Source organism: Neptuniibacter sp. QD72_48, from assembly GCF_047778065.1.
Lineage (GTDB): Bacteria > Pseudomonadota > Gammaproteobacteria > Pseudomonadales > Balneatricaceae > Neptuniibacter.
In genome coordinates this window covers 3,437,980-3,463,784 of sequence record NZ_CP180547.1, presented here as the reverse complement: position 1 = coordinate 3,463,784, position 25,805 = coordinate 3,437,980, and the positions used below count along the sequence as shown (strand labels likewise).

At 45.2% G+C, this 25,805-nt stretch carries 29 protein-coding genes and 1 other RNA gene; 9 read left to right on the top strand and 21 right to left on the bottom strand.

Annotated elements, in window-relative coordinates; all coding sequences use genetic code 11:
• Nucleotides 1-203 precede the first annotated feature (203 nt).
• The 18 genes from ACMXYX_RS15830 to smpB all read right to left on the bottom strand — a co-directional run bounded on the left by ACMXYX_RS15830 (nucleotide 204) and on the right by smpB (nucleotide 13,465).
• Entirely contained in the window at nucleotides 204-386 is a 183-nt protein-coding gene (locus tag ACMXYX_RS15830; protein WP_415906258.1) for a hypothetical protein, read from the bottom strand.
• A 257-nt stretch (nucleotides 387-643) separates the two neighbouring features.
• Complete coding sequence (locus ACMXYX_RS15825; RefSeq protein ID WP_415906257.1) at nucleotides 644-970, bottom strand: hypothetical protein; 327 nt, start codon at nucleotides 968-970, stop codon at nucleotides 644-646.
• 1 nt (nucleotide 971) lies between these two features.
• On the bottom strand, nucleotides 972-1,232 hold the full coding sequence (locus tag ACMXYX_RS15820) for a hypothetical protein (RefSeq protein WP_415906256.1): 261 nt from the start codon (nucleotides 1,230-1,232) through the stop codon (nucleotides 972-974).
• A 40-nt stretch (nucleotides 1,233-1,272) separates the two neighbouring features.
• A complete protein-coding gene (locus ACMXYX_RS15815) occupies nucleotides 1,273-3,099 on the bottom strand; it encodes a replication endonuclease (RefSeq protein ID WP_415906255.1) in 1,827 nt (608 codons plus the stop codon).
• Nucleotides 3,063-3,422, bottom strand: a transfer-messenger RNA (tmRNA) gene (ssrA, locus tag ACMXYX_RS15810). Before ssrA ends, ACMXYX_RS15815 begins: the two co-directional genes overlap by 37 nt.
• A gap of 83 nt (nucleotides 3,423-3,505) precedes the next feature.
• Complete coding sequence (locus ACMXYX_RS15805) at nucleotides 3,506-4,921, bottom strand: hypothetical protein (RefSeq protein WP_415906254.1); 1,416 nt, start codon at nucleotides 4,919-4,921, stop codon at nucleotides 3,506-3,508.
• Nucleotides 4,922-5,044: 123 nt separating this feature from the next.
• Nucleotides 5,045-5,314, bottom strand: coding sequence for a hypothetical protein (locus tag ACMXYX_RS15800; protein ID WP_415897079.1), 270 nt, complete (start codon nucleotides 5,312-5,314; stop codon nucleotides 5,045-5,047).
• A gap of 13 nt (nucleotides 5,315-5,327) precedes the next feature.
• Nucleotides 5,328-5,903, bottom strand: a complete 576-nt coding sequence (locus ACMXYX_RS15795; protein WP_415906253.1) for a hypothetical protein — start codon at nucleotides 5,901-5,903, stop codon at nucleotides 5,328-5,330.
• A 2-nt stretch (nucleotides 5,904-5,905) separates the two neighbouring features.
• Nucleotides 5,906-7,015: a PASTA domain-containing protein gene (locus ACMXYX_RS15790; RefSeq protein WP_415906252.1), complete on the bottom strand. Its 1,110-nt coding sequence runs from the start codon at nucleotides 7,013-7,015 to the stop codon at nucleotides 5,906-5,908.
• 10 nt (nucleotides 7,016-7,025) lie between these two features.
• Nucleotides 7,026-7,688, bottom strand: a complete 663-nt coding sequence (locus ACMXYX_RS15785) for a hypothetical protein (protein ID WP_415882598.1) — start codon at nucleotides 7,686-7,688, stop codon at nucleotides 7,026-7,028.
• 30 nt (nucleotides 7,689-7,718) lie between these two features.
• Nucleotides 7,719-8,579 (bottom strand): hypothetical protein, encoded by an 861-nt coding sequence (locus ACMXYX_RS15780; protein WP_415906251.1) that lies wholly within the window; start codon nucleotides 8,577-8,579, stop codon nucleotides 7,719-7,721.
• Between the two features lie 9 nt (nucleotides 8,580-8,588).
• A complete protein-coding gene (locus ACMXYX_RS15775; protein WP_415882596.1) occupies nucleotides 8,589-9,146 on the bottom strand; it encodes a hypothetical protein in 558 nt (185 codons plus the stop codon).
• Between the two features lie 22 nt (nucleotides 9,147-9,168).
• Entirely contained in the window at nucleotides 9,169-9,738 is a 570-nt protein-coding gene (locus ACMXYX_RS15770; RefSeq protein ID WP_415906250.1) for a hypothetical protein, read from the bottom strand.
• Nucleotides 9,739-9,764: 26 nt separating this feature from the next.
• The gene (locus tag ACMXYX_RS15765) at nucleotides 9,765-10,259 is read right to left on the bottom strand and encodes a hypothetical protein (protein WP_415906249.1); all 495 of its coding nucleotides are present in this window, start codon (nucleotides 10,257-10,259) and stop codon (nucleotides 9,765-9,767) included.
• Nucleotides 10,260-10,278: 19 nt separating this feature from the next.
• On the bottom strand, nucleotides 10,279-10,950 hold the full coding sequence (locus tag ACMXYX_RS15760) for a hypothetical protein (protein ID WP_415892687.1): 672 nt from the start codon (nucleotides 10,948-10,950) through the stop codon (nucleotides 10,279-10,281).
• 108 nt (nucleotides 10,951-11,058) lie between these two features.
• Nucleotides 11,059-11,592, bottom strand: a complete 534-nt coding sequence (locus ACMXYX_RS15755; RefSeq protein ID WP_415892686.1) for a hypothetical protein — start codon at nucleotides 11,590-11,592, stop codon at nucleotides 11,059-11,061.
• Nucleotides 11,592-12,722 (bottom strand): hypothetical protein, encoded by a 1,131-nt coding sequence (locus ACMXYX_RS15750; protein WP_415906248.1) that lies wholly within the window; start codon nucleotides 12,720-12,722, stop codon nucleotides 11,592-11,594. The genes ACMXYX_RS15755 and ACMXYX_RS15750 overlap by 1 nt, the downstream gene beginning before the upstream one ends.
• 269 nt (nucleotides 12,723-12,991) lie before the next feature.
• Nucleotides 12,992-13,465 (bottom strand): SsrA-binding protein SmpB, encoded by a 474-nt coding sequence (gene smpB, locus ACMXYX_RS15745; RefSeq protein WP_415882590.1) that lies wholly within the window; start codon nucleotides 13,463-13,465, stop codon nucleotides 12,992-12,994.
• Nucleotides 13,466-13,738: 273 nt separating this feature from the next.
• Between smpB and ACMXYX_RS15740 the strand changes: the two genes are divergently transcribed.
• From ACMXYX_RS15740 to ACMXYX_RS15730, 3 genes are read left to right on the top strand one after another with little or no spacing between them, the layout of a single operon-like run.
• Nucleotides 13,739-15,103 carry a sodium-dependent transporter gene (locus ACMXYX_RS15740; protein WP_415895265.1) on the top strand — a complete coding sequence of 455 codons (1,365 nt, stop codon included), beginning with the start codon at nucleotides 13,739-13,741 and terminating at the stop codon, nucleotides 15,101-15,103.
• 17 nt (nucleotides 15,104-15,120) lie between these two features.
• Nucleotides 15,121-15,552, top strand: a complete 432-nt coding sequence (locus ACMXYX_RS15735; protein WP_415882588.1) for a type II toxin-antitoxin system RatA family toxin — start codon at nucleotides 15,121-15,123, stop codon at nucleotides 15,550-15,552.
• Nucleotides 15,553-15,566: 14 nt separating this feature from the next.
• On the top strand, nucleotides 15,567-15,863 hold the full coding sequence (locus tag ACMXYX_RS15730; RefSeq protein WP_415882587.1) for an RnfH family protein: 297 nt from the start codon (nucleotides 15,567-15,569) through the stop codon (nucleotides 15,861-15,863).
• A 24-nt stretch (nucleotides 15,864-15,887) separates the two neighbouring features.
• Here ACMXYX_RS15730 and ACMXYX_RS15725 read toward each other — a convergent pair whose 3' ends face one another.
• A complete protein-coding gene (locus tag ACMXYX_RS15725) occupies nucleotides 15,888-16,229 on the bottom strand; it encodes an outer membrane protein assembly factor BamE (RefSeq protein WP_415882586.1) in 342 nt (113 codons plus the stop codon).
• A gap of 120 nt (nucleotides 16,230-16,349) precedes the next feature.
• Between ACMXYX_RS15725 and fur the strand changes: the two genes are divergently transcribed.
• Nucleotides 16,350-16,772, top strand: a complete 423-nt coding sequence (gene fur, locus ACMXYX_RS15720) for a ferric iron uptake transcriptional regulator (protein WP_415882585.1) — start codon at nucleotides 16,350-16,352, stop codon at nucleotides 16,770-16,772.
• 98 nt (nucleotides 16,773-16,870) lie between these two features.
• Here fur and recN read toward each other — a convergent pair whose 3' ends face one another.
• Nucleotides 16,871-18,535, bottom strand: coding sequence for a DNA repair protein RecN (gene recN / locus ACMXYX_RS15715; RefSeq protein WP_415906247.1), 1,665 nt, complete (start codon nucleotides 18,533-18,535; stop codon nucleotides 16,871-16,873).
• Nucleotides 18,536-18,734: 199 nt separating this feature from the next.
• On the opposite strand from recN, the gene grpE reads away from it, so the two are divergent.
• The 5 genes from grpE to dapB all read left to right on the top strand — a co-directional run bounded on the left by grpE (nucleotide 18,735) and on the right by dapB (nucleotide 24,389).
• Nucleotides 18,735-19,340 carry a nucleotide exchange factor GrpE gene (gene grpE / locus ACMXYX_RS15710; RefSeq protein ID WP_415906246.1) on the top strand — a complete coding sequence of 202 codons (606 nt, stop codon included), beginning with the start codon at nucleotides 18,735-18,737 and terminating at the stop codon, nucleotides 19,338-19,340.
• A gap of 148 nt (nucleotides 19,341-19,488) precedes the next feature.
• Nucleotides 19,489-21,420: a molecular chaperone DnaK gene (gene dnaK, locus ACMXYX_RS15705; protein ID WP_415906245.1), complete on the top strand. Its 1,932-nt coding sequence runs from the start codon at nucleotides 19,489-19,491 to the stop codon at nucleotides 21,418-21,420.
• Nucleotides 21,421-21,577: 157 nt separating this feature from the next.
• On the top strand, nucleotides 21,578-22,711 hold the full coding sequence (gene dnaJ / locus ACMXYX_RS15700; protein WP_415882581.1) for a molecular chaperone DnaJ: 1,134 nt from the start codon (nucleotides 21,578-21,580) through the stop codon (nucleotides 22,709-22,711).
• Nucleotides 22,712-22,761: 50 nt separating this feature from the next.
• A complete protein-coding gene (cysE, locus tag ACMXYX_RS15695) occupies nucleotides 22,762-23,568 on the top strand; it encodes a serine O-acetyltransferase (protein ID WP_415882580.1) in 807 nt (268 codons plus the stop codon).
• Nucleotides 23,569-23,582: 14 nt separating this feature from the next.
• Nucleotides 23,583-24,389, top strand: coding sequence for a 4-hydroxy-tetrahydrodipicolinate reductase (gene dapB, locus ACMXYX_RS15690; RefSeq protein ID WP_415902182.1), 807 nt, complete (start codon nucleotides 23,583-23,585; stop codon nucleotides 24,387-24,389).
• Nucleotides 24,390-24,431: 42 nt separating this feature from the next.
• On the opposite strand, the gene ACMXYX_RS15685 is transcribed toward dapB, so the two are convergent.
• Entirely contained in the window at nucleotides 24,432-25,664 is a 1,233-nt protein-coding gene (locus tag ACMXYX_RS15685; RefSeq protein WP_415906244.1) for a diguanylate cyclase, read from the bottom strand.
• Nucleotides 25,665-25,805: the final 141 nt, after the last annotated feature.

The window sequence follows — 25,805 nt, the reverse complement described above, 5'->3', positions numbered from 1 at the left end:
TCCGGAGCCTTAAAGGATATTATCAAAAGAAAATTCTGTCTGTAAAGTATTCAGGCGAATGTCTCACTGCGTGAAACATCCACCATTGATCAGTTTTGGATAGTTGAGAAAAGGTAAAGGATTGCCACATAAGGATCCTTCCCGCTAAAGCGGGGCCCTTCCTTCTGAGTTCCTCCTTGACCTTAAATTGACCATCAGTGTAATTATTCGACTGATTTAGAAGATACGGTTGAAAGTATTTCCTCTGGTAAGTGATCAATATACTGAGAAGCTAAATTCATAAGCTCTTTCACAAAGAGTTCTGGTGTAGTGTCAGTTACGTCTATGTATTTTTTGCAAACTGTAAGTAAAGCTGCATCGTATTCAGTAGTATTAGGTTTAGTCATGGTTAGCATCCTATTTGCTAGTTGTGATTAGTCAGATCTGGAAGGTGATGACTTCTAGGTCTGACGGTTAAATCATATAAATTTTTTACTGCTCAAATAATACTGTTGCTGTAGTCGTAAGCGTTCACTACATGACAGTTCGTAAAACAATCCCCCGCAGGCGGGGACCCCTTTTTACGATCCTGTCACAGTAGCTCGGGCAGTGATATTGCGATAACCGCAGGTTAAATATTTATAAAAATCATCCGTAAATGAATTTATTTCTTTAGGGACCAGTATTCGTCGTGGTGCTCGTAATGCAATTGATGTTCGTCATATTCAAAAACCAACCATTGCATTTCTAATCTTGAATAAGCTATTTCTCTTAGCTTGATATCAAACATCAACTCCAGACGTTGCCATATCATTGGGTTGTTCAGCTCCTTAGGCTCCTCTTCTTGAAGCTGCCGCCAGTATTCTAGGAAGTGCTTGATTACATAGCGGAAATAAAACGGAGTATGATCGCCATATTGTTTTCTTGCTTCTCTCTCAATGTCATCTAGACGATATAAAAACTTGTCTAATCTGGGTGTTTTTCCTGTCATCTTAATCCGCCATCAGAAAGCCAGTTCTTAGTTCATTTTTGGTTAGCTGTAGGACTCCCTCTTCAAACTTTACAAGAACTTCAACTTCATCATTGAGGTCTATAACGCCCACGATAAGGCCTGCCTTATCGTTAGGTGGGATAGGGAGGTATGCGCGATCTTCCAAACGAACAATTTCTTGATGTAACAGGCTGATTGCTTCATCAAGGTCGAAACAGCCTGTTGAGTTCAGCATTGCAAAAATCTTATTTTCTTTAGTCATTTTTTCTTATCCAAAATCATTCGTTTTTCCGCGCGTACACTTATTGACACAAGTCCAAGGGTCGCCCCTCGGGGCTCCCGGCACCTCCTAGCGGCGTCGGAGGTGGCGGTCGCTCTCCGGGCTTCCCTTCGGGAATTGAAATTAGTTCCCACTTTCTCCAGCGGGTGATCAGTTCACCGTTAGGTGTGAGTAATCCAATTATCTTTGGCGCTTTAGGGTTCCCATAACGGGTAAGGTTTTCTTCAAGTAATTCCCCTGTTTCTGGATCAAACTCGAGATCTACTTGGTAAAGAGGTTGGATAGGGCGATCAGAAGATTTGATTCCTACTCCGCCCATTAACATGACAAAAGCTGCCCATTCAGCGGCATCCGCTGCTAGCATTGATTTATATAAGACAGGTTCTTTTACTGGATCAATATCATCAGCGTGTTTGGAATTCGATAGCCTGCGTAATTCTCGCCAGACGGTAACACTGGGGCTTCCTAAATACTGGAACTGACGTATGTTGTAGGTGCTAGCCCAAGCATCAATTGCTTTTGCTGCAGACCTTGCATCATTTCCATCAAGATCTTGATCAATGTGGAACCCATCAATGTTTTTTGAAATGTATTTGGCAACGTAACCTGCTGCACTACCTTTATTTTTATCGATAGCAACAGCTTTAAATCGGTGTTTCTGTGCTCCAGCTTCATTGCCGTCGACCTGCAATGCGTATTCTTTAAAAACAGATCTAACTCGATCTTTAGCAGAAGGCTCCATAAAAAGTAATAGGTGCCAATGAGGCGTTCCATCGTGGTTTGGCTCTACAACTCTAACCCCATAGATAAAGTCTCCTTCTCTATGGAGTTTGGATCTGATTCTCTTGAAAATATTGCATAGGTGCTTATGTGCTTTGTCTGGTGTAGTTCCATCATACCTTGGGTTTCTTCCGCCCTTTTTTAATCTGGCATGCATTCGAGATGGGGCGGTTAAGGTATAAAACTCTCCTATGTGTCCAAGTTGATCTGCGACCATCTCGAACCCATTAATACGAGTCATTAATTCTGCTCGGCGAACTATAGGATTAGATACTGATCTGTCATGTAGATCTTTGAGGCAATAGCGTTCCCCCTCATTGTTTTCAATAAAGGTGTTTTCAAGGTACTGCATAGTGAGAGCTTTTTGGTTCGCTCGAGACGCTTGTGCAAAGGCGCTTGAATAGGTGCTCTTCTGTACGCATACACGGCCAATGTCTCGAGCAATAGATTCTAGAGTCTGTCGTTGCTTTACTCTAAGTTTCCTTAGCCACCAATCAGCACTGCATAAGCGCTTGATACATGGGTAAGTATCGCCAGCATAGTCCTTAGGTTTGGGAGGTTCTATGTCATAAATACTGATAAGTTCGCAGCAAATGTCATAAGCGGTATTTGAGAAATGATGTTTGTTGGCAGTGTTAGAACACTCACTTGCTTTTGATCGAGCAAACTTTTTCAGCTCATCGGTAGATGCAGATATTTTTAGATCTGCGATTCGAAGGCGTTTATCAAGGTCTAAAAGGTTCCGGTTTGCATCAACGTAGCTCTTTTCTTCAGCGATATCGATATAGCTAGATACGAGCTCGTCGTAGATGTCGAAGTGTTGAGACAGAATTTTTTGTCTAAAGTCATGACATTCACGTGTGCCATAGCTTTCAAGCTTGTTAGGCTGTGACGAATTTGTGACGAAATGGTGCCCAGCTGAGGACCTATCAGGACCATTGTGGACTAGTGGAGTGGAATCAAGATGACCGCTACAGGCCTCACCGTTAGTGGGCTGTAGCGGTCTAGAGCGGTCGAGACCGTTCTTGAATTTGGTGGAGATGGCGGGGGTCGAACCCGCGTCCGTCAATCCTCCGCCTCAAGATCTACATGTTTAGGCTTCTCTATTGAGTTAACCCGTCACGACCCGAGAGCCAGGGTGTTATGGGCGAGCCTTTTTAAGTTTTAGCCGTTCAGCTTAAGGCGAAGCATCCGGGCGATTCTGTCTCGAATGATACCGCAAAATCCTTTAGTTACAGACACCTGAAGGAGCGGCACAAGCTGACTTATGCAGCTAGAGCGTAGTTATCGTCGTTAGCAACTATAACTGTGTAGTGAGGGATTTACGAGATTCACTACATTCTCGACATGCACCTAAGGTTTTGTAATCAGCGTCGAAGCCAAGTCATCCCCAGATAGCTCGCGATTATACCTATTGTGTTGGGTATAGACGAGTAGTTATGTGACTTCGACCCAATTTTTTTGCACAAGTTCCGTTATTGCCGTTCCAATGAATCGCAGTAAGTGGCTAAGTCCAGTGCTGCTTTGGCTACAGTTTTATCGAGTGAAGCTGGCTTGGCTTCTGCAAAGGATGCCATTACTGGAACCCTAGCTGGTTGTGGTATTGCTTTGTCTTCTAAAACTTGATGGAACGCGGTAGACATTTCATCTCGCTTAACTGGTGTCATGCTTTCGAGTTTTTCTCGAAGCTTTGTTACCGCCGGACTATTTTGATCACCTACGCTCATAGTGCCGATATATTCCAAAATGAACGATAACCCAGCTCCTGTTGCAATGCTTTTAGCTGTATGGCTGATATACGCACCGACACCGTTCGGGATAAGTATTCCCGCAACATAAAGCGTTTGTGTTAGGAATAATGAAGATTCTGCATTCTCAATGGCTTGATCCCCCATAGTTCCTGAAGCTTCCCCAACGCGTGCTGCTTCTATTGCTTCGGTGGCAATAATTAGACCGGGAGCACCCATCAATCCACTGGTAGCTGCGCCAGCAGCAAAACCAACCAAAGTCCCTGCGCCAGCAGTAACGATGCCTATCGCTACTCCTGAAAATATGCCAGCTGCTGCTCTGGTCCATACATCTACGCTAAGTAAGAAATCACCCCAAGCAGAAGCTTCGTTGAGGCAATGTGCGGTAAAACTACTTGAGTTGGCTCGGAAAGTACGTAACAAAGATTCTTGGGCGCCAGGGACTTGAGCTATGGTTCTATAAAGGTTTTGCGGTGCCATGTTATTGAAGTCTGCTTTGGTTTCTACAATTAATATTGTAGTGGCACTGATGCTTTGGGCCATATTACTGATATTGCTTAGGTGGGTTCTTGATTGTATGCCTAAACCATCCATGAATTGCTTACCGGCTTTCTGTTGTTCGGGATATTCGGAGTACAGTAGGTCGATAATGTTCTGTTGCCATCTTTGAAGCTCAGAAGGTGAGGCAACGAGATTTTCGAGTGCGGAAATTGCTTGTTGCATCATTCTCAACGCTTGATGCTTTGTTTCCCAGGCAAGCTGCCCACCAAGGCTATCCTCAGATTTTTTAAGTAAGAACTGACTAACAGTTTCTTTGTGGTCTATGGACATAGAGCCAAATTTTCGTCCTACTGAACTTAGAATATTCTCGTATATCTTTTCTTTAGGATGTCTAGCGGCAAATTTTCGGAATTCAGGGTGTCGAATGGCTTCTTGAAACGAATTTTTCCAGCCTATCTGAGATTCGGTTCTAGATACGGAGTCCCAGAAATAACCGTCACTAATAGGGTGTGCGCTTAGGTTGTTTACTATGCGATCAAAAGCATTAATAAATTGCGATTGCTGGGGGGTTGTATTGCTGTTGTATGAATCAGTGCCTAATCGACATAAAGCATCTGCTACTTGTTGTCCTGGGGTGCACATATTGCCTCCTTTCATACTGGCCTAGGCCAGATGTGTTTGGGTTGTTATACGGAAACAAACTGCGCACTTGTTCCGTTTACTCTTTCGTTAAATAGTCCTTCAATTGTTGTGCTGTTTTACCTGTTATTTTTTATCTTTAGCTGCTTTAAGCAAGCCTTCTGTATCTATATCGCCCAAAGGTAAATTAGTTGGGCTTGTGTTTAGCTGCTTAAGTAAGTCTTCCAACGGTACGCTTTGATTGAGCCTGCTCATATTAGGCAGAGAGCTAAAATTACCTAGTTGACTTAGTTGATTGGAAATCCCATTTGATTGGCTCTCAAAACCTTTGAGCTGTTGCTGTATCAGGGATACTTGTTGCAACGCCTTAGCTAGCTTTTCACCGTTGAGTTTCATATCCAATCCTTGATCAAATGATCAGCTTTAGGGTTTGATCTTTATCCATCAGCGCACCTGCTTCGGGCTCAGTTTGGGAGATTGTTGCGCTGTTGGGTGCATTTTGTGGTGATAGAGCGAAGGGGATTCCTAAGCGTTCTAAGACGACTTTCGCAGCGCTTACAGTGAAATTGGCGAGTTGCGGGATCGCGTGCAAATCATCCAATTGTGATGGCGCAGGGACAGGTACATAAGTTAGGGTCAGCTTGCTGCTAGCCTCGACATTGTAGTCGTACTGATTTTGATAACCTGCATCTACTGTGGTGCCATTGAGCTCTGTTGTGCGTTTTCCGTCTTTGCCTTGGGATTGGGTAATAGATAGGGCTAAGTTAACTTCGGCTTTTGCTTCTGGGATCGCGTACCAGGTCGGGCGATAGCCTAAATTTCTGAGCTCTTCGGTGGTGATGTCTTCCTGACTGTAGATATCTTTCAGGTGTTCGATGGCGTTAGCATCAATCGCGTATTGAGCTTTGGCTACGCCTAAGCCGATCTCTGCGACCACATCACCTAAGGGTGCGGCAATAACATCGGAGATATGATTCTTTGGCATGATTAGGCCTCCTCTTCCTGAGCAACACCGATGATAAGGATGACTTCGGTATCTTCACCTATTGAGCGTCCTGCTTTAGGTGTTTGGCTAATGATAGTGCCTACAGCGGCTTTTTCGCTCGGCGCTAGCTGTTGGTTGTACCACTGTGCTGAGATAGAGATCTCATCTAGACGTCTATCTGCAAGGCTTCGGGTATAACCAGTTAGGTCTGGCATTTTGATGGGTTCTGGCGTTGCTTGTGTCTCAGCTGCATCGTTTGAACCATCAAGATCTAATGTCAGGGTGCTGACGAGATCGGGATTGATATATTGAAGGCTTTCGGTGTCTTTAATCAGACGTACTTTGTCTTTTGTGCTGCCGCTCAGTACTTTTAAGTCCATACGCGCACTTTTGAGCTGAAAGCGACCTTTGTTTTGTGTGTCTGCCTTATTAACAGCTTCCAGTGCAGAGGAGATCACCGCATCTTTAGAAAACTCTTCCACCTGAAGGGAAGGTTTTTTACCCGTGTTAGTTTCCAACTCTCTGATACGAATATCTTTGGTTTTGATTAGTTTGCTTAGATCTAAGTTCGAGTTGGTTAATTGAGTGATTTTCTGTTTGTCTGCTTGAGATGACTGCCTTGATGTACGTTGAAGATCGCTAAATTTTAATGAGATCTCTTGGGTTTCTTTCTTACTGTTGGTGAGCTGGCGCTCTAAAAGTGAATTTTTATCAGTAAGAGTTCTTAATTGTGTTGACGATGATGAAGAACTGGAAGAGCTACCGAGAGTAAAGGCTGCTGGTATCGTGTGGAATGTAGTACCGGCAACCGTCATTGTTGGCTGTGAATTTACGGTGACGGTTCCGAAATCCAGTTTGCTTGAGCTAAAGCTTTTTGGCGTATTGGTCAGGTTTACCCAAGTTGAGCTCTGTTTTGTGCACAATAACACCCGAGGTAAAAAGTCGGTGAAGTTAATCTCTGTGTCTTCAGAATAGTTACCTTGTCTATCGGTCCGGCCTGAAACGAGCGTTTGCACACGCCCGCGTAAGTTATAGAGGCAAACCTTCACTGACCTGTTAGCGATTGCTCGATTGTTTTTATCGACCAATTTGACAGAAATACTTAGTGCCATGATTTATCTCCTACTTGTGACGATAGAGCAGTGTTTCTGTTTTTGAGAACAGGTCTGCTGTGAGCGCGATCAGTTGTCCCGAGGGTTCGGAGCTGGATACGAGCAACTGGGTTTGCGCTTTGCCATCTTCAGAGAGAGAAAGGCTTGATTGCTGCAGCTTTGTACCGCGTTTTAACGCTGGCCGTCCTTCGTTTTTATTCAGTTTTTGTGAGAGCTCTCGATCTATATTCAGCTCAATGGTTTGGTCGGTTAAAGGTTCACCTAATGAATTGGAACCGGTTACCTCTATTAAAGCATTACGGTTCTGAGCTGTAGCGGCGAGCGTCAGTTTAGGTTGGGGTCTTCCTCCATCAATGGGTGTAGCTACCATCACGCCTTTAATAGTGCTGCTGGCGCTGGAGCTATTCGGTGTGTCAGCTGCGCCAATGGGTGAGAAGGCGAGCTTGGGCTTGAGCAATGGGAGTCTGCTTTGAGGTTGCTGCTGCGGCGTTGCGCTGGTCATTTTTAGGTGCAACTCAAACTCCATTTTTGGGATATGGTAGACGAGTGCTTCCTGCCCAAACGCATTAACCACTGGGTTATTATTTAGCTTACTTTGTGCACGGCTGAGGCCGTCAGCAAGATTGATTAAAAAATCATCCAGGTCCTGTCCCTGGGCGACCTGATTCGTCATTTTGTATACTCCCTATTCATACTTGGAGCTTTAAAAGCCCCAAGTTGCTTGTTCCTTTCGCCGCTGCTGGCTGATTTTAAGAGCGCGTTCCATGCGTTGTTGGTCGCGTAGTTGTTGGCGCTTCTCTTCTGCTTTTCGTGCTTTTAGTTTTTGCTGTGCTTGTTGTTGCTGTTTTTCAAAACAGTCTTGTTCTTGGGCTGCTCTTTGTTGTTCTATCTGCTGCTCTTTCTGAAAGGTTTCTTTCTTTAGGCGCAAATTCTCGGCGCTTTTCTGTTTTAGCTTTTCTTGGCGCATTTCATTTTTAAGTGTCTCTTGGCGTAACTGATATTGTTTGGCCAAGAGCTTTTCAATCTGTAATTGTTGACGCTGTTCTTTTTGGGTTTCAAATGCCTTAAGTTCCGACTGCTTTCTTAGTTGTTGCTCTGCTATTTGACGAAAACGTTCAACCGCTTTTTGTTCTTGTCTCTGCTTCTCAAGCAGTCGTTTTGCTTTTAAATCTTGTAGTTGCTGCTGACGAACTTGCGCTTGGCGTTTGCTTATCTGTTGTTGCTCTAAACGCTTTTTATGTATCTCTGCGCGCTTTTCATCTTCTTTTGCGCGTTTTTTATCTGCGAGCCGTGAAGCCTTTGAGTGCACAGGCATAGGAAAACGAATGTGGTTCCAGTCGTTTTCGGTCTGCTCGGTGGCTTTGCCGGTTAACTGATCTAGCTCCTCTTGGAGGTGGTGATGCTCTTTTATTAGATCTTTCAGCTCATCGGAGATTTGATCCATGCTGAGAAGGTCTGCTAGAGGCCTTTCTTCTGGTTGTGACAAAGTGTCAGCCCCACCCGATTCAGGGGAGGGCTGTTCTTGTTCCTCTAGCAGATCCTGCCAGTCTAGATATTCACTCATACCGAATGATTAGCCATCAGCAGGTTTGTTACGCTCTACGATTGCTCGAATGCGCTCTTCTAGCACCGCTGGTGCTGGCGTAGGCATAACTCTTGTACGCATCAGGCTAGAACCCTCAGCAGAGTAATTGTATTTGTTGGCGTAGCGAGCGCTGACCGAAGAGGTACGCACGCGTGCGCTACCACCCAGAATAAAGCCAAAAGCACGACCGCTGACAGATCTGCGAGAGCTTTTGCGCTCAAACTCTGATTGTTCAGTAAAACTGATTGAGATTTTTACTTCGATGGTGGCATCGGTGAACTGATAGAAGGTTGGGGTGAAGCCTAGTTCTATCAGCGACATCTTTTGACCATCAAAATGGACTAATGACTCTTTGGTGGAAGTGGTGCTATTTCCTGTAATGGGATCGACCTCTTCAACCTCATATTCACCACTCATCATTTGAGCAAGGCGAAGGCCGCTTTCATCCATAGCGTATTGTGCTTCGGCGATCGCTAAACCCATGCTAGAGATCATCTCTCCAAAGGGGACATCGCTTAGTTCACGTCCAATATTTACGCGAGGCATAATTTAATACTCCGGTTTGGGGTTAGTCTTCTGAGTCGCTTTCGTTTTCGATTAACGCTCGGACTCGCTCCTCAAACATCGCTGGAGCAGGGATTGGTACTAAATTACAGCGCAATAGGCTGGAGCCTTCCGCACTGTAGTTGAACTTGCTTGAGTATGTCGCATCCACAGTGGTTGTACCGACTTTGGTTTTGCTGCCGCTAAGCCAACCCCAAACGCCACCGTTACGCTTGTAGTGGTCTCGGGTAGTTGTGGTTGTTGTGCTGTTCTCCTCTTCATAGGAGAGTTTTATTGCGATTTTTACTTCAATAATATTGTTGGTGAACTGATAGAAGGTTGGTGAAAAACCAAGCTCCATCATGCTTAGCTTCTGAGGCGCACCATCTTCATCTTTACCGAAGTACACGCGGGTATCTTGTGTTTCGGTGATATTGCCATTCTCATCTAATACCGGTAGCCGGCCGCCCATCAGTTGCGCGACTTTGACGCTGGCTTGGTCTAATTCGAACTGAGCATCTGCTATAGCAAACGCCATATCTCGAATTAGTCTTCCCATAGGGACATTAGTGAGGTCTCTTCCTATCCTTGACATGGTTTACTCCTGTAAGTGATCGAGCTTTACTCGGTATCGTCTTGGTTTGTTTTGTTGGTAGCAGGCCTGCTTGCGAGCCAATTTTGGAAGGCTGCTGGCGGGGGTATTGAGGCTATTCGTGCAGTAATCGTACTGCTGGCTTCTGAAGAGAAACTGTATTTGTTACTAAACGAAGCGCTAACCGTTGCAGCGAACATAACGAAGTAAACAGCACCACCAACGGTGGCTGATGTACTGAATTTTGATTCGGTAGTTGTGGATGTGGATAAAGATACTTTGAGATCAATTGTGGCTTCATTAAAGTGATAAAACACTGGCGAAAAACCAAGACTTAGCAGGGACTGCTTTTCGCCATTACCTGTATCCACACCGTAGTTTTCGGCATCGCCTAATTGCATCGCCATTTCGATCGAGTTGCGATCTAACTCCTGCTGCGCGGATGCGATGGCTAGGCCTAGCTGATTGAGCAGGCCAGGTAGGGGCGATTGCTCAAGCGTGGCCATGACTTTATTGTGCGACATGCTGTTGTCCCTAGTTTATTTAACCGTTGTCTTCGGGATCACCGTCGTTATCCCCATCGTCTGTTGGTGTCGGCTGAGGATCATCAGCGACTGGCACTGGTTCGGGTTGCGGCGAAGGTGTATCGGTTAAGGGGGCAATAGGGTCTGCTGAGATACTGCCACCACCGTTTGCTGCGTGGACACGAATCGCGTCGAGAAAGGCTTGTGGTGGTGGAACTGAACGCATAATGGTTTTGATACGGGTGACGGCTTCCATATCAAATTCATATTTGTGGTGGAGATCAAAAGAGATCGTCCCTGCGAAAGCAACGGGTAAACTCGAATTTTTAGAGGTACCCGCGCCAAGATCTACACCTAGATCAATCCCAGCTTCCACTCGGATAGATATAGTGACCTTAAATTCCATCTCTGTTTCGGTGAAATGGTAAAACTGTGGAATAAACCCCAGTTCTAATAGGCTGCGTTCTCTGCCGTTACCCTCGGCATCATTAAACTCAACAAAGGTTTCGCTAAGCAAAGTGGCTGCTTTTACTGAGGTTGCATCCAGCTCGTATTGAGCTGAGGCTATTGCTTTAGCGGTTTTTTCTATGAGGTCGGGTATTGGCAGATCTTGCATGATCTGTCCAGGCGTCATTCCTGCAACCTGATTATCAAAGTTCATCGCATCTCTCCCTTGTTCGACCAGATCCATTCTGGATTTGGTCCTGCTTCATCTGAAGCGGTTGCGTTTTCCATCGGCTCAGCTGAGGGCGATGGAATGAAATCCCTTCTACAACTTTGTCTGGGTGCGTAAGTGTGTTTATTCGGTTATTGCTTTTGCTCCGTGTGTGGCAAGTATGTCGGAAAAGTGAAACAGCCCGATCTTCTTCTGTTCGGCTGTTAGCATTTCAACCGCGCCGCTGCTGTAGCGATTTATGCGATTGATAATGGGATGGAGGTTACGTTTTTGTTGATCATTAGCATGTGCTAGCAAAGTTTTGCTGTGTGTAAACGCTTCGCTACGACGATCTAATTTGATCAATAGGCATAGTTTTCGAAGCTCTAATGTTAGGCGGTCTTTTTGAGCTTCATTGCTCTGAACTCCAGTTTGTTCTTGATACTGCTCCAAGCTGTATTCGCAAAACTGTAAGGCGGTTTCGAAATTGCCGCTGAGCTCGAGGCATTCCATGCAAAGCTCGGCTAAGAATCGTTGCAGCATGAGTTGTAGTTGCTGCTGCATAGCCATTTGACTGAGCTGGTGGGTTTGCTCTAAAGCTTCTTTATATTGCTGTCTTCGCAATAGTAGGCCAATACCATCGAGAGTGTCGGAAAAACTAACTTTTTGTGGCTGCATTAGTGGGTTGCTCCTACATCGGTTGTTTTTATCAGACGAGCTTTAATTCCGGATTTTTGCACTTCGTGGATTATCCATAGTGCTTGGTGTTGGTTAGCCGAGAGGTTCAGGGTTAACTGACCTGCTTTGGCTTCTGGAATAGCAATAACGCGACGCATAATGGTCTTAAGTAGATTGCCAAGCGCCGACATATGTGAGGGCTGTAGTTGATTCAACTCGATATCAAACCGGCTGCTTTGGATCGCTATTGCTTCCGCATCACAATTAAGCTGCTGTAGCTCCTCCATCATCGCTTTGGAACTCTCTAGCGGAAGGCATTTTTGAATGATGATGGGGAGTCTTTTAAATAGAGTAGGGTGAACCTGCTTGGGGATCTCACAGCGATCGAGTAACCAATCAGATAGAACGGCTCGATCGACATCTGCTGCTAGCTTTGTGAGCGATAGATCAAACCTTAGGTAGTCGTGATTTTGAATGCTAACCGGTAGGTGTAGCTCAGATGCTTTTTTCCAAATAGATTCTGCTTGGTTTAACGCTAGGTCATTGGCAATCCATTGAGTGCAATGGGGGTCATTGGTTTGGGGTGCTAAACCTAATCGTAAGTAATGACTTTTGATCGAATTGCTGAAGCTTGGCATGAAGGCGATGGCCGAATAACGCGCGCTATTTGTGGCAGAGGCGATCAGCTCAATCCCCGGTTTTTGGAAACGTTCGATAAATTCTTGGGCTATCTGTTGTGAAATGTGTCCAATCAACACGGCTGGAATTTGCGTCAAACTCGCAATCATCTCTTCACTGGATTGTCCTAAAAAAGCAGCTACTTCTGCAGCGAATTCGGTAACATGAGTGAAATCTTGGATGTAGCAGGCGACTTCAAAAGACTGATCTGTAGGAGGGATTGTCGTATGACTATCAACAATTTCGCAAGGAAGTTTAAATTGAGTTAGAGCGTGTTGAATACGCTTTGCTTGCTCAAGCTTAAGATCTGATTTCAGAATGGAAGGAGAGGTTAATATCCGTTCTACGCATTCACGTTTAGTGATACCTAGGCTACTGTGCGCTTGGCTAATTGTCAGGATATTGGCTGTACCAATACCATTAACCTGAATTTGATAACTTTGAGTTTGCACTGTATCTCTCCATGATAACGCGCATACCACTTCCTTGCGGTTTCTATTATTTTTTGTGAACTATTGCATGCAAAATGACCTATTTCAAGATTTTGAAACAAGTTTTTTAAACGGTTGTTTGATGTTTTGTATTTGTGAAGTGCAGAAATAACTTACTAGAGAGTTCTTTAGCTTGTTGTTTAAAAGAAGATTTCTTTGTTGTTGCTATGCGGAACAAAGAGGCGGATTTTTTGTGGAAGGGGGCGGGGAAAAATAAATATTTATGGCAGCTATTTAGCTGCCATAAGACGTTGTTTCTGACGAGCCCAGTCTTTGTCTTTATCTGCGGCACGCTTATCGTGTTGCTTCTTACCTTTGGCTAGCGCAATTTCGCACTTGATACGATTGCCTTTCCAATAAAGAGAGAGTGCTACACAGGTGAAGCCTTTAGCTTCTGTCGCGTTGATGATTTTTACTAGCTCACGATGGTTAAGTAGTAGTTTACGATCACGGGTTGGATCTGCGACTACATGGGTGCAGGCTGTTTTCAGCGGAGTGAAGTGTGCACCAACTAACCAAGCTTCGCCTTTGTGGATAACCACGTAGGATTCCACCAGTTGCGCGCGTCCTTCGCGAAGGCTTTTGACTTCCCAGCCAGTCAGAACTAGACCTGCTTCGAATTTATCCGAAATGAGGTATTCGTGACGTGCTTTTTTGTTTTGACAAATTGTGTTGCCCGATGGGGCTTTCTTTTTCTTGGCCATGGCGGGCGATTATATAGATCAGGCTTGCTAAGGGAAAGCGCCTTGCAATTAGGGAAAACTATTTCTATTTGTTCATCTACTTCTACAAAGTTCTGAATGTGCAATCTGCACAATAAAAAGCTCTGTTTTTGCTATCGAAAACAGGAGAAATCCCTAAAGTTATGGGGAGCTAGCGGGGTGTGCACTTTTTGAGCAGTCAACGATGTACTTAATAAGTAAAAAGTGAAAGAATTTGCGTTTTTTCGCGACTAACCCCCAGAAGAGTAGCAGTTCATGCAGGAAAAGAAGTCTATCCACGGTGCTTGGGCATCTCGTTGGATCTTTATTTTGGCGGCCACTGGTTCGGCAGTTGGCTTAGGTAATATTTGGAAGTTCCCATATATTGCGGGCGAAAATGGTGGCGGTGCGTTCGTACTGGTATACCTTGTCTGTATCTTGATGGTTGGTGTACCAATCATGATGGCAGAGGTCTTCATCGGTCGACGTGGTAGACAAAGTCCTATCAATGCTATGAAAGATGTGGCGATAGAAGCCAATCATTCAGGGAAATGGTCATTTGTTGGTTGGATGGGTGTTCTAGCCGGCTTTATGATCTTCTCGTTCTACTCTGTAGTTGCGGGTTGGGTGCTTTATTACATTGCTGGTATGGGTACTGGCGATTTCATCTCTATTGGTAGTGATGATGCGGGTAAGGTCTTCAATGACTTGCTAGCTGATCCTCAGACATTGCTGATCTGGCATACGATCTTTGTTGCAATGGTAATGGTGGTTATCGTTGGTGGCGTTAAGAAAGGTCTTGAGAACGCTGTTAAGCTATTGATGCCTGCGCTATTTATCCTTCTATTGATCATGCTTGGTTACTCCATGCAGACAGAAGGCTTCTCTCAAGGTTTTGATTTCCTATTCCACTTCGACTTCTCGGAGCTGAGTTGGAATGCTGTATTGATCGCGTTAGGTCACTCTTTCTTCACCCTATCTCTGGGTATGGGTGCGATCATGGCGTACGGCTCATACATGCCTAAGAAGACCTCTATCGGTGGTTCTGTAATCACAATTGCGGCAATGGATACTATCGTTGCTTTGATTGCTGGTTTGGTTATCTTCCCGATCGTATTTGCTAACGGTATGGATCCTGGGGCGGGTCCTGGTCTGATGTTTGTAACGCTGCCTGTTGCTTTCGGTCAGATGCCTGGCGGTCAGATCTTTGGTTTCGTATTCTTCTTGCTTGTAGGTATTGCTGCTTGGACTTCAGCTATCTCTCTAATCGAACCAGCAGCTGCTTGGTTGGTAGAGAAGTTTGGCTGGAGCCGTGTTCCTGCGTGTATCGCGCTAGGTCTTGTTGTTTGGGGCTTAGGTATTGCTGCGCTAGGTTCTTTCAACTTCATCTCCGACTTCAAGATGATGGGCTTCAATGTCTTTGATTTCCTAGACTTTATGACGGCTAATGTCATGTTGCCATTGGGTGGATTGTTCATCGCAATCTTCGCGGGTTGGTTTGTAACTCGTAAAATGGCTGAAGATGAATTGGCAATCTCCTCTCCTTTACTGTTCAATGCATGGTATATTGCGCTGCGATATGTATCGCCAGTAGCGGTAGCTGTAATCTTTATTCTCAACCTAGTTGAGAAGTTGAAGTAAAGGAATGAAAAAAAGGCATGACTCAGGTAGATCGCAGTGCATTGGTATTGCACACTGCAGAAGAGATGTTTGATCTTATAAATGATGTAGAACGATATCCTGAGTTTTTGCCCTGGTGCGCTAGCACCGAGATTATAAGTCGCACCGACGATGAGTTGGTTGCGACTTTGTTCCTTTCTAAAGGTGGCTTGAAATATAGCTTCACCACTCGAAATCAGCTTAACCGCCCTGTAAGCATGACACTTGAATTGGAAGAGGGGCCCTTTTCCCGCTTGAGTGGTGTGTGGGATTTCAAACCGCTTAGTGATGAAGCGTGTAAAGTAAGCTTAAGCTTACAGTTTGAGTTCTCGGGTAAAATTGCTTCTATGGCGATGAGTAAGGTTTTTAATCAAGTTGCAACGACTATGGTTGATGCCTTCGTAACCCGTGCAGATCAAGTATACGTTTAAGAGAAAGTGTCACTATGAATGTTGAAGTCGCTTATGCCCTTCCTACAGAGCAAAAAATCATAGCTTTGACTGTGGCTGATGATTGCACTGCTTATGATGCGGTTATCCAGTCTGGCATTGTGGAGCTTTATCCACAGATCGATCCTGAGAATGATCCTATGGGTATCTTTGCTAAAGCAATCAAGAACCCTAAAGAGACAATTTTGCGGGAAGGTCAGCGTGTTGAGATTTATCGCCCTTTAATTGCTGATCCGAAGGAAGCAAGGGCTAAGCGCGCAGCTAAGGTGAAAGCAAAGAAAGAAGCTGAATAAGCTGCACGCTTGCGTAGCTAAAGTTTAGCTACGCTTACCGCCTGGACGGAAGTCACCATTTAAGGCATTTAGCTTACCATCTGTGAAATATAGAGAGATGCGTTCTTTGCTATAGCTGCCATCTTCACCGCTTTTCTTAGTGTATAGGTAATCCCAACGGCCTTCGTGGAAGGTGTCAGTGATTAACGGTGAGCCCATGATAAAGCGAACTTGGCTCTGGCTCATGCCTGGGCGAAGCTGGTCTACCATCTCTTGAGTAACAACATTGCCCTGCGGAATATCGAATTTATAAACACCTGGGAAACCAGAACAACCGGTCAGAGTCAGTGCTACAGTAAAAGTTGTAGCAATTAGTAGTTTTTGCATCAGAATTTTGCTTCCACTATTGTGCGTAAATGCGGATAATAAAGTTTCGTGCGCTATTGAACAAGCAATTCAGCTTCCGCATGATTATGTAATCACCAACAGCTTAGAGAATAGATAACTATGTCACTTGAAAATCAGGAACTAAGAAAAGCAGGTCTGAAGGTAACTTTACCTCGCGTAAAAATTTATCAGATCCTAGAACAGGCTGGTGAAGGCGATCACTTCAGTGCTGAAGATATTTATAAGTTGCTGATGGAAAAAGGTGAAGATGTTGGTTTGGCAACGGTTTACCGTGTACTAACTCAGTTTGAAGCGGCTGGTCTAGTAACGCGTCACCACTTCGAAGGTGGCCACTCTGTATTTGAATTGGCACGTGACGAAGAACACGATCACATTGTTTGCGTAAAAAGTGGCATCGTAAAAGAATTTAATGATCCACGTTTGAATGCGCTTCTAAACGAGATCGCTGAGTCTATGGGCTTCACTGTTACTGACCGTACTATTTACCTATACGGCGTACATAAAGACGCAGACGAAAAATAAGCAGTACTTGCTCTGGTGACAACTAAAAAGCCCGCTACTAGCGGGTTTTTTAGTGTATGGAATACCCTTCCAAAAACTATGTGTATGGGGCTTGAGGTCTAGCTGGCTTGAGCAAGCATCTCTTTAGCATGCTCAATAGATCGCTCTGTAATATCGATCCCGCCCAGCATACGTGCAACTTCTTTAACACGGCTGTCCGCGCAAAGTTGATTGATCTGCGTGTGAGTGGTCTTTTTATCCGTCTGTTTGCTCACAAATAGGTGCTGATGGCCTTGGCTAGCGACTTGCGGCTGATGGGTTACACACAGGATTTGTGCTTTTTCACCTAGTTGTCTTAATAGGCGACCCACAACTTCCGCAATCGCACCACCAATGCCGACATCGACTTCATCAAAGATTAGTGTCGAGGTGGTGGAGGTTTGTGCTGTGATTACTTGGATAGCAAGACTGATACGTGATAACTCTCCACCTGATGCGATTTTGCCTAAGGGTTTTGGTGGTTGACCTGCATTGGTAATAATCAGGAACTCTACTTCTTCCAAACCGTTTAGGCTCGGTTTATCTAAAGCGGTTAATGCAACAGACATCTGCGCAGATGGCATGCCTAAATTATGCAGTTGCTGATCGACTAGTTTGCCAAGTTTTTTAGCGGCGGCTGAGCGTTTGGTGCTTAACTTGTTAGCGTAAACGAGGTATTCAGCTTTGGCGCTATCAACATCAATGGCGAGTTGCTCTAGTTCTTCGTCAGAGCGACTTAGGCTGGATAGCTCTTGGCTAAGCGATTGATGGAACTCGCAAAGCTCATCTGGGTTAATGCGGTGCTTACGCGCAATCTCGTAGATCGTTGATAAGCGTTCTTCGACATCTTGTTGTCTGCTCGGGTCAACATTGACGCGATCCATGTAATGGCGGATCTCGTTGCTGGCTTCTTCAACTTGGATCAATGCCGAGTTCAGCATCTCGTTGGCTTGTCGCACTGAGGGCGATTCTGATTGGATTTCAGATAGAAGCTGCAGGCAGTGATTCAGTTGTTGTACGCAGTTGGCGTCATCGCTATCGCTGGCTAGATTGATTAGCTGGTGGCCTGTATTCAGAATGCTCTCGGCATTAGCTAAAGTTTTTTGCTCTTCTTCCAGTTGCTTAAATTCGCCATCGGCTAAGGCGAGCTGGTCTAACTCTTCAATCTGATAGCTTAATAGCTGCACGCGTGCTGTTTGTTCGGCGCTTTGTTCAGAGAGACGTTTTAGCTCGCTATCGAGTTTATGCCATTGCTGGTAGCTATTGTGAACTTGGCTGACCAGTTTAGTCTGTCCGGCAAAGTTATCGAGTAGCGTGCGGTGGTGATCTTTTTTTAGTAGGCGTTGGTGTTCATGTTGACCATGAATAGCAATCAGCAGCTCGCCAAGGCTTTTCACTAAGCAGGCAGGCGATGGGCGGCCATTGATATAGCAGCGTGAGCGCCCCTCTTTAGTGATCACTCTGCGCAGTATGCATTCACCGTCATTATCTAAATCATTCTCTGACAGCCATTGAGAGGCTTCGGGGATGCTGTCTATGTTGAAGCTTGCTGTGATGTCGGCTTTCTCAGCGCCTTGACGTACGGCACCGCTCTCTGCGCGGTTACCTAAGGCTAGGCCTAGGGCGTCGAGCATAATCGATTTACCCGCACCTGTTTCACCGCTGACTACGGTCATGCCTTGGCTTAGTTCCAGATCAAGGTGATCAACAATGGCAAAGTCACAAATAGATAATTGATTCAGCATAATAAAATACATGTGTTTTTATACAGTGGTTTCTGTATAAGTCATATTTTGATCGGATGCAATCTTTATCTGAAATTAGCGTAAAAAAATCGAATTTATCTGTTGAAAGCGATCTCTTTGTCCCCATATTCAAGAGCAATTGATATTAACACCCAACAGACGCCCTCGAGTTTATTGAATGGGCTGGCTGGAGAGCACAATGGCAAACGAAGAACTGAACCCAGTAGAAGAGCAGAAAGTTGAGCAGCCAGAAGAGGTTGTAGCAGCGGAAGAAGCGCAAGAAGAAAACGCTGAACAAGGTGAAGCGGAACAGGTTGCTGCAGAAGAGACTGCTCAGGATGCGGATAAATTGGCAGCTGATCTAGCTGCAGCAGTAGCTGAGGTTGAGACGCTAAAGGATCAGATGCTACGTGTTCAGGCTGATGCTCAGAATGTTCGTCGTCGTGCTGAACAGGATGTAGAAAAGGCGCACAAGTTTGGCGTAGAGAAGTTTGCCAACGAAATGTTGCCAATCGTCGATAGCCTAGAGCGCGCTATTGAAGCCTTCGGTGATGACGAAGCGGTTAAGCCGATGAAAGAAGGCGTTGAGATGACTATGAACATGTTCCTATCTGGTCTGGCTAAATTCCAGATGGAACAGGTTAATCCTATGGGCGAAGCATTTGATCCGGCACTACACCAAGCGATGTCTATGGTTGAGTCTCCAGATGCGAAGCCAAATACAGTTATTGCAGTAATGCAGAAAGGTTACACATTGCACGGCCGTCTAGTACGTCCTGCGATGGTTGTTGTGGCTAAAGCTTAAGGTACGTTAGGTAAATTTAATTTTGGGTTCGGCCTTGAAACCCTGCGAAACGTACTTATATAGATTTCATACTGACTAGTAAGTCACTTATAGAATTAATCACTGTCCGTCAGAACGGGCAGCTTAGAAAGAATTGGAGCAGATACAAATGGGTAAAATCATCGGTATTGACTTAGGAACTACAAACTCTTGTGTTTCTATCCTAGACGGCGATACATCTAAAGTAATTGAAAATGCTGAGGGTGATCGCACTACACCTTCTATCATCGCTTACGCTGATGAAGGTGAAATCTTAGTTGGTCAGCCTGCAAAACGTCAGGCGGTTACTAACCCAGACAACACGCTATTTGCTATCAAGCGTCTTATCGGTCGTCGTTTTAAAGATGATGTTGTTCAGAAAGACATCAAAATGGTGCCATACAAAATCGTTGAAGCTGACAACGGTGATGCTTGGGTTGAGGTTAAAGGTGAGAAGCTTGCTGCACCTCAGATCTCTGCAGAGATTCTGAAGAAGATGAAGAAAACTGCAGAAGACTACCTAGGTGAGACAGTAACTGAAGCCGTTGTAACTGTACCAGCATACTTCAACGATGCTCAGCGTCAGGCGACTAAAGATGCGGGTAAAATCGCTGGTCTAGAAGTTAAGCGTATCATCAACGAGCCAACTGCTGCTGCTCTTGCATACGGCATGGACAAGTCTAAAGGCGACAAAACTATCGCTGTATATGACCTAGGTGGTGGTACTTTCGATATCTCTATCATCGAGATCGCTGAAGTAGATGGCGAGCACCAGTTCGAAGTACTTTCTACTAACGGTGATACGTTCCTTGGTGGTGAAGACTTTGACCTACGTTTGATCGAGTTCTTGGCTGATGAGTTCAAGAAAGACACAGGTATCGATCTACACAACGATCCACTAGCGCTACAGCGTCTTAAAGAAGGTGCTGAGAAAGCTAAAGTAGAACTATCTTCTGCGCAGCAGACTGACGTTAACCTACCTTACATCACTGCTGATGCGACAGGTCCAAAACACCTTAACGTTAAGATCACTCGTGCGAAGCTTGAGTCTCTAGTTGAAGAACTAGTTCAGCGTTCTCTAGAACCGTGTAAGATCGCTCTACAAGATTCTGATCTAAGCGCATCTGAAATCGACGAAGTTATCTTGGTTGGTGGTCAGACTCGTATGCCAATGGTTCAGGAAAAAGTTGCTGAATTCTTCGGTAAAGAAGCACGTAAAGACGTTAACCCTGACGAAGCTGTAGCAATGGGTGCTGCGATTCAAGGTGCGGTACTAGCAGGTGACGTTAAAGACGTTCTACTACTAGACGTAACGCCTCTAACGCTTGGTATCGAAACTATGGGTGGCGTAGCTACTCCAGTAATCGAGAAGAACACGACTATCCCAACTAAGAAGTCTCAGATCTTCTCTACTGCAGACGACAACCAAAACGCTGTAACAATTCACGTTGTACAGGGTGAGCGTAAGCAAGCGGCACAGAACAAATCTCTAGGTCGTTTCGACTTGGCAGAGATCCCACCAGCACCACGCGGTGTGCCTCAGATCGAAGTAACTTTCGACCTTGATGCCAACGGTATCCTTAACGTATCTGCGCAGGATAAAGCGACTGGTAAACAGCAGTCTATCGTAATCAAAGCCTCTTCTGGTCTGAGCGATGACGAGATCGAGCAGATGGTAAACGATGCGGAAGCTCACGCTGAAGAAGATAAGAAGTTCGAAGAGCTGACTACAGCGCGTAACCAGGGCGATGCAATGGTTCACTCTGCTAAGAAGACAATGGAAGAAGCGGGCGATAAAGCGACTGACGAAGAGAAAGCGGCTGTTGAAGCAGCGACTGCTGAACTTGAAGAAGCGCTTAAAGGCGACGACAAAGACGCTATCGAAGCTAAAACTACTGCACTTACTGAAGCGATCTCTGGTGTTGCTCAGAAGATGTACGCAGAAGCTGCACAGCAAGCTGAAGCTGAGCAAGGCGCAGGCGGTGCTGAACAGCAACAAGCTGGCGGTAACGATGATGCAGTAGACGCTGAGTTCGAAGAAGTTAAAGACGACAAAAAATAAGTCGCCTTTTAGCTGAATCGAGCTAACTAAGCGTAGAACTTTGCAGTGTTGAACGATGCTGCAAAGTCGACTTACTCGGCACCGCGGGCTCTATGCCCGCGTTGTCATATCCGGCTTTAAGCCGAAAACAGTGTTGTGACTGTATAGTGTAGTGACCATGTCAAAACGAGATTATTACGAAGTATTGGGTGTATCTAAGGATTCATCTGATCGCGATATCAAGAAAGCTTTCCGCCGTATGGCGATGAAATATCATCCGGATCGTAACCCGGACGATACGGAAGCAGAAGATAAGTTCAAAGAAGTAAACGAAGCTTACGAAGTGTTATCTGACGCTCAGAAAAAAGCTGCGTACGATCAATACGGTCATGCCGGTGTTGATCCGAATATGCGTGGTGGTCATGGCGGTGGCTTTGACGGTAACTTCTCTGACATCTTTGGCGATGTATTTGGCGATATCTTCGGTGGCGGCGGTGGTCGTGGTGGCCGTAGCTCTGTTCAGCGCGGTGCTGATCTACGTTACAACATGGAGATGACTCTGGAAGAGGCCGTTCGTGGTGTCGAAAAGAGCATTCAAGTACCTACACTAGTAGAGTGTGAAACTTGTGATGGTTCCGGTGCTAAGCCTGGTACATCTGCAAAGATTTGTGGCACTTGTGGTGGTCAAGGCCAAGTGCGTATGCAGCAGGGTTTCTTCTCTGTTCAGCAGACCTGTCCAACCTGTCATGGTGAAGGTAAGGTAATCTCTGATCCATGTACTGACTGTCATGGTCATGGTCGTAAAGAGAAAACTAAGACGCTTAACGTTAAGATTCCAGCAGGTGTTGATACAGGCGATCGTATCCGTCTAGCGGGTGAAGGCGAAGCGGGTACTCACGGTGGTCCAGCAGGTGATCTATATGTACAAGTTCATGTTAAAGATCATCCGATCTTTGAACGTGACGGTAAACACTTATATTGCGAAGTACCAATCAGCTTTGTTGATGCAGCATTGGGCGGTGAGCTAGAAGTTCCAACCCTTGATGGTCGTGTTAAGTTGAAAGTACCATCCGAAACGCAGACAGGAAAAATGTTCCGTCTACGTGGTAAGGGCGTAGCACCTGTGCGCGGTGGATCTACGGGTGACCTTCTGGTTAAAGTGGTTGTGGAAACGCCGGTTAAGTTGAGCAGCCGTCAGAAAGAGCTACTGCGTGAGTTCCAAGACGAGATGGAACAAGGTACGCATAAACACAGCCCGAAGAAGCACGGCTTCTTTGATTCTGTGAAAAAGTTTTTTGAAGATATGACCTAATTTTAAGGGGCATTTATTGCCCCTTAAATTTTTATAAGAATGGGGATGGCATGAGCCAGAATCCAGAATGCCCAACTTGGCTTTGGGATGAAATTACGGCAGAAGCCGAACGTGAAGTTATTGATGAACCGGTGTTGGCGGGGTTTTATCACGCTAATATCTTAGGGCATCAGAGCTTGTGTTCTGCTTTAGCTTATCTGTTGAGCCGTAAGCTGCATGATGATGCAGTGCCAGCAGTGACTTTTCGTCTAGTGATCGAAGAAGTATTTCGTGAAGCGCCCGAGATTTTGCAGGCAGTATGTGCTGATATAGCTGCGGTACGTACACGAGACCCTGCAATCGATAAATATGCGACTGTATTGCTGTACCTTAAGGGCTTTCATGCAATTCAGGCATATCGTGTGGCTCACTATATGTGGAATAAAGGCCGTAAGAGCATGGCGCTTTATATCCAGAGCAGAGTTAGTTGTGTGTTGCAGGTTGATATTCATCCTGCGGCTAAGATCGGTCATGGCGTAATGTTTGATCACGCAACAGGTATTGTTGTGGGTGAAACCAGTGTGATCGAGAATGATGTTTCTATCCTACAATCTGTAACCCTAGGCGGTACGGGTAAAGACTGTGGTGATCGTCATCCGAAAATTCGTGAAGGCGTTATGATTGCGGCTGGTGCCAAAATCTTCGGTAACATCGAAGTGGGCTCAGGTGCCAAAGTAGGTGGCGGAAGTGTTGTGTTGGATGATGTGCCAAGACATACAACGGTTGTAGGTGTACCTGCCCGTGCTGTTGGTCATCCTCAGTGCGATAAACCGGCATTGGATATGGACCAAAATATCCTTCATGACAAAAACAAATAAGAGCGGAAACTTACATGATTAAAGTAGCAGTTACTGGCGCAGCCGGTCGTATGGGTAAAGCAAATATCGAAGCGCTACAGATGGCTGAAGGCATCGAATTAGGTGCAGCTATTGTTGAGCCTGATAGTTCTTTGATCGGCGCAGATGCCGGTGAAGTTGCAGGTGTTGGTAAGCTAGGCGTTAAGATAGTTGGTTCTTTGCATGAAGCGGTTGCTGATTTTGACGTGCTAATCGACTTTACTGCACCAGAAGTCACGCTTGAGAATGTTCGTTTCTGCACTACTCACGGTAAGCAAGTTGTTATCGGTACGACAGGCCTGACTGATGAGCAGAAAGAAGTACTGGAGAAAGCCGCTGAGAGTGTTGCCATTGTATTTGCACCTAACATGAGTGTTGGTGTGAACTTGTGCTTTAAGCTGCTTGAGATCGCAGCTAAAGCGCTAGGTAACGATGATTACGATATCGAAGTGATCGAAGCCCACCACCGTCACAAAGTGGATTCACCTTCGGGTACGGCACTACGTATGGGTGAAGTGGTTGCTGATGCGTTGGATCGTGATCTTAAAGAGTGTGCTGTATATGGCCGTGAAGGTCAGGTAGGCGCGCGTCCTCGTGGTGAGATCGGTTTTGAAACGATCCGCGCTGGCGATGTAGTAGGCGATCACACTGTGCTATTTGGTACAGAAGGTGAGCGTATCGAGATTACGCATAAGGCGAGTAACCGTCTAACTTTTGCTAAAGGCGCTGTACGTGCTTGTAAGTGGTTGGAAGGTAAAGAGAATGGCCTGTACGATATGCAGGATATTCTTGGTCTGAAGTGATTTTAGAACGACTTAAAAAGCCGCTGTTTATCAGCGGCTTTTTTATTCACACATAACGGTGTTACGGCCGTTTTCTTTAGCTTTGTACAGCATCTCATCTGCTCGGCTAATCATCTGGTCGAAGTTGTCATCATCTTGTTCGATTAAACCGATACTCACCGTAACGGGTAGAACCTGATCACCAAATACAAATTCAGTGTCATGCACTAAGGTGCAGAAATGCTGCATCAGAATTTCTGCCTGATCTAAATTTAAGCCATTTAACAAAATGCAAAACTCTTCACCGCCAATACGTGCATGTAGGAAGCGGTTGAAGGATCGATCCAGCAGGGTTGCGAGTTGGGTTAGCACTGCGTCCCCTGCGTCATGGCCGTAGTTGTCATTAATTCGCTTGAAAAAGTCCAAGTCCATCATGGCTAAGCAGGTTTTATTGTTGGATTGTGCTAATAATTTTTCAGATTGTTCAAATAGATAGCGTCGGTTGTGTAGACCAGTTAGGAAATCGCGATTAGCAGCATCTTTGATCTGGGCTATAAGCTCCATCTGTTCGATGTTATGCATCACTCGGCAATGTAGCTCTTCATAGTTAAATGGCTTAGTTAGAAAGTCATTTGCGCCACTTTTAATAAACTTTGCAGATAAAGCAGGGCTGTCGGCTGCAGATAAACCGATGATTTTGAGCTCGGATGTTTCGTAATCCCGGCGAATATTTTGTACTAACTCAATGCCATTCATATTGGGCATCTCGTAATCGGTGAGGATAAGCTTAATTTCCGGGTCTTGCTGAAGTTTAGCTAGTCCCTCTTGGCCGTCGCGGGCCTCAATAACTTGGTAAAGGTGTTTTTCGAGTTGTTTGCGCACCATCAGCCGATAGGATGAAGAATCTTCGACTAATAGAACTTTGATCTCTTGGTTTTTAAGCAAGCGGTGAACAAGCTGAACGGCATATTCGTAGGAGAAGCGGCTTTCTTTGATGATGTAATCTACTACGCCCTGTTGAAGTAAAGATTCACGTTTATCGTCGTCATAACTGCCGGTTAGAACAATTGTCGGAATGTTTTGCGCGAGAATAAAATCGACGATTTCGCCATGAGGCGCGTCTGGAAGGTTAAGATCAACTAATGCCGCAAAGATATCTTCGTAAAGATCTACCTTTTCTTGAGCTTGAAGCAGGCTTTCACAGAATATGATTTCCAGTGGTATATCTGCGGTTTGAAACAGTCTTTGTAGTACTCGGCTTACTAGCTGGCTATCTTCAACGACAAGAACTTTCATATCTAAACTCAAAACAGATGCGATTAATGTCTGGGTTAGCACACCTTTTCATAGTGTCATTTATGCTCGTGTAATTGAAGACTGAAATCGCCCTAAATCCCGAAGCTTGTCTAGTAGTTTAGGCTAATATTAAAAGAGCAA

Bases quoted from the DNA above. Each gene is read 5' to 3' on its own strand.
- ACMXYX_RS15790 (WP_415906252.1), bottom strand. From the start codon at position 7,015: ATGGCACTAAGTATTTCTGTCAAATTGGTCGATAAAAACAATCGAGCA.
- ACMXYX_RS15805 (WP_415906254.1), bottom strand. From the start codon at position 4,921: ATGTGCACCCCAGGACAACAAGTAGCAGATGCTTTATGTCGATTAGGC.
- dapB (WP_415902182.1), top strand. From the start codon at position 23,583: ATGATTAAAGTAGCAGTTACTGGCGCAGCCGGTCGTATGGGTAAAGCA.
- ACMXYX_RS15765 (WP_415906249.1), bottom strand. From the start codon at position 10,259: ATGTCGCACAATAAAGTCATGGCCACGCTTGAGCAATCGCCCCTACCT.
- dnaK (WP_415906245.1), top strand. From the start codon at position 19,489: ATGGGTAAAATCATCGGTATTGACTTAGGAACTACAAACTCTTGTGTT.
- grpE (WP_415906246.1), top strand. From the start codon at position 18,735: ATGGCAAACGAAGAACTGAACCCAGTAGAAGAGCAGAAAGTTGAGCAG.
- ACMXYX_RS15740 (WP_415895265.1), top strand. From the start codon at position 13,739: ATGCAGGAAAAGAAGTCTATCCACGGTGCTTGGGCATCTCGTTGGATC.
- dnaJ (WP_415882581.1), top strand. From the start codon at position 21,578: ATGTCAAAACGAGATTATTACGAAGTATTGGGTGTATCTAAGGATTCA.
- ACMXYX_RS15775 (WP_415882596.1), bottom strand. From the start codon at position 9,146: ATGCCTCGCGTAAATATTGGACGTGAACTAAGCGATGTCCCCTTTGGA.
- ACMXYX_RS15770 (WP_415906250.1), bottom strand. From the start codon at position 9,738: ATGTCAAGGATAGGAAGAGACCTCACTAATGTCCCTATGGGAAGACTA.
- ACMXYX_RS15755 (WP_415892686.1), bottom strand. From the start codon at position 11,592: ATGCAGCCACAAAAAGTTAGTTTTTCCGACACTCTCGATGGTATTGGC.
- ACMXYX_RS15800 (WP_415897079.1), bottom strand. From the start codon at position 5,314: ATGAAACTCAACGGTGAAAAGCTAGCTAAGGCGTTGCAACAAGTATCC.
- ACMXYX_RS15730 (WP_415882587.1), top strand. From the start codon at position 15,567: ATGAATGTTGAAGTCGCTTATGCCCTTCCTACAGAGCAAAAAATCATA.
- ACMXYX_RS15760 (WP_415892687.1), bottom strand. From the start codon at position 10,950: ATGGATCTGGTCGAACAAGGGAGAGATGCGATGAACTTTGATAATCAG.
- ACMXYX_RS15820 (WP_415906256.1), bottom strand. From the start codon at position 1,232: ATGACTAAAGAAAATAAGATTTTTGCAATGCTGAACTCAACAGGCTGT.
- ACMXYX_RS15725 (WP_415882586.1), bottom strand. From the start codon at position 16,229: ATGCAAAAACTACTAATTGCTACAACTTTTACTGTAGCACTGACTCTG.
- recN (WP_415906247.1), bottom strand. From the start codon at position 18,535: ATGCTGAATCAATTATCTATTTGTGACTTTGCCATTGTTGATCACCTT.
- ACMXYX_RS15795 (WP_415906253.1), bottom strand. From the start codon at position 5,903: ATGCCAAAGAATCATATCTCCGATGTTATTGCCGCACCCTTAGGTGAT.
- ACMXYX_RS15830 (WP_415906258.1), bottom strand. From the start codon at position 386: ATGACTAAACCTAATACTACTGAATACGATGCAGCTTTACTTACAGTT.
- ACMXYX_RS15735 (WP_415882588.1), top strand. From the start codon at position 15,121: ATGACTCAGGTAGATCGCAGTGCATTGGTATTGCACACTGCAGAAGAG.
- fur (WP_415882585.1), top strand. From the start codon at position 16,350: ATGTCACTTGAAAATCAGGAACTAAGAAAAGCAGGTCTGAAGGTAACT.
- ACMXYX_RS15685 (WP_415906244.1), bottom strand. From the start codon at position 25,664: ATGAAAGTTCTTGTCGTTGAAGATAGCCAGCTAGTAAGCCGAGTACTA.
- smpB (WP_415882590.1), bottom strand. From the start codon at position 13,465: ATGGCCAAGAAAAAGAAAGCCCCATCGGGCAACACAATTTGTCAAAAC.
- ACMXYX_RS15780 (WP_415906251.1), bottom strand. From the start codon at position 8,579: ATGAGTGAATATCTAGACTGGCAGGATCTGCTAGAGGAACAAGAACAG.
- ACMXYX_RS15785 (WP_415882598.1), bottom strand. From the start codon at position 7,688: ATGACGAATCAGGTCGCCCAGGGACAGGACCTGGATGATTTTTTAATC.
- ACMXYX_RS15825 (WP_415906257.1), bottom strand. From the start codon at position 970: ATGACAGGAAAAACACCCAGATTAGACAAGTTTTTATATCGTCTAGAT.
- cysE (WP_415882580.1), top strand. From the start codon at position 22,762: ATGAGCCAGAATCCAGAATGCCCAACTTGGCTTTGGGATGAAATTACG.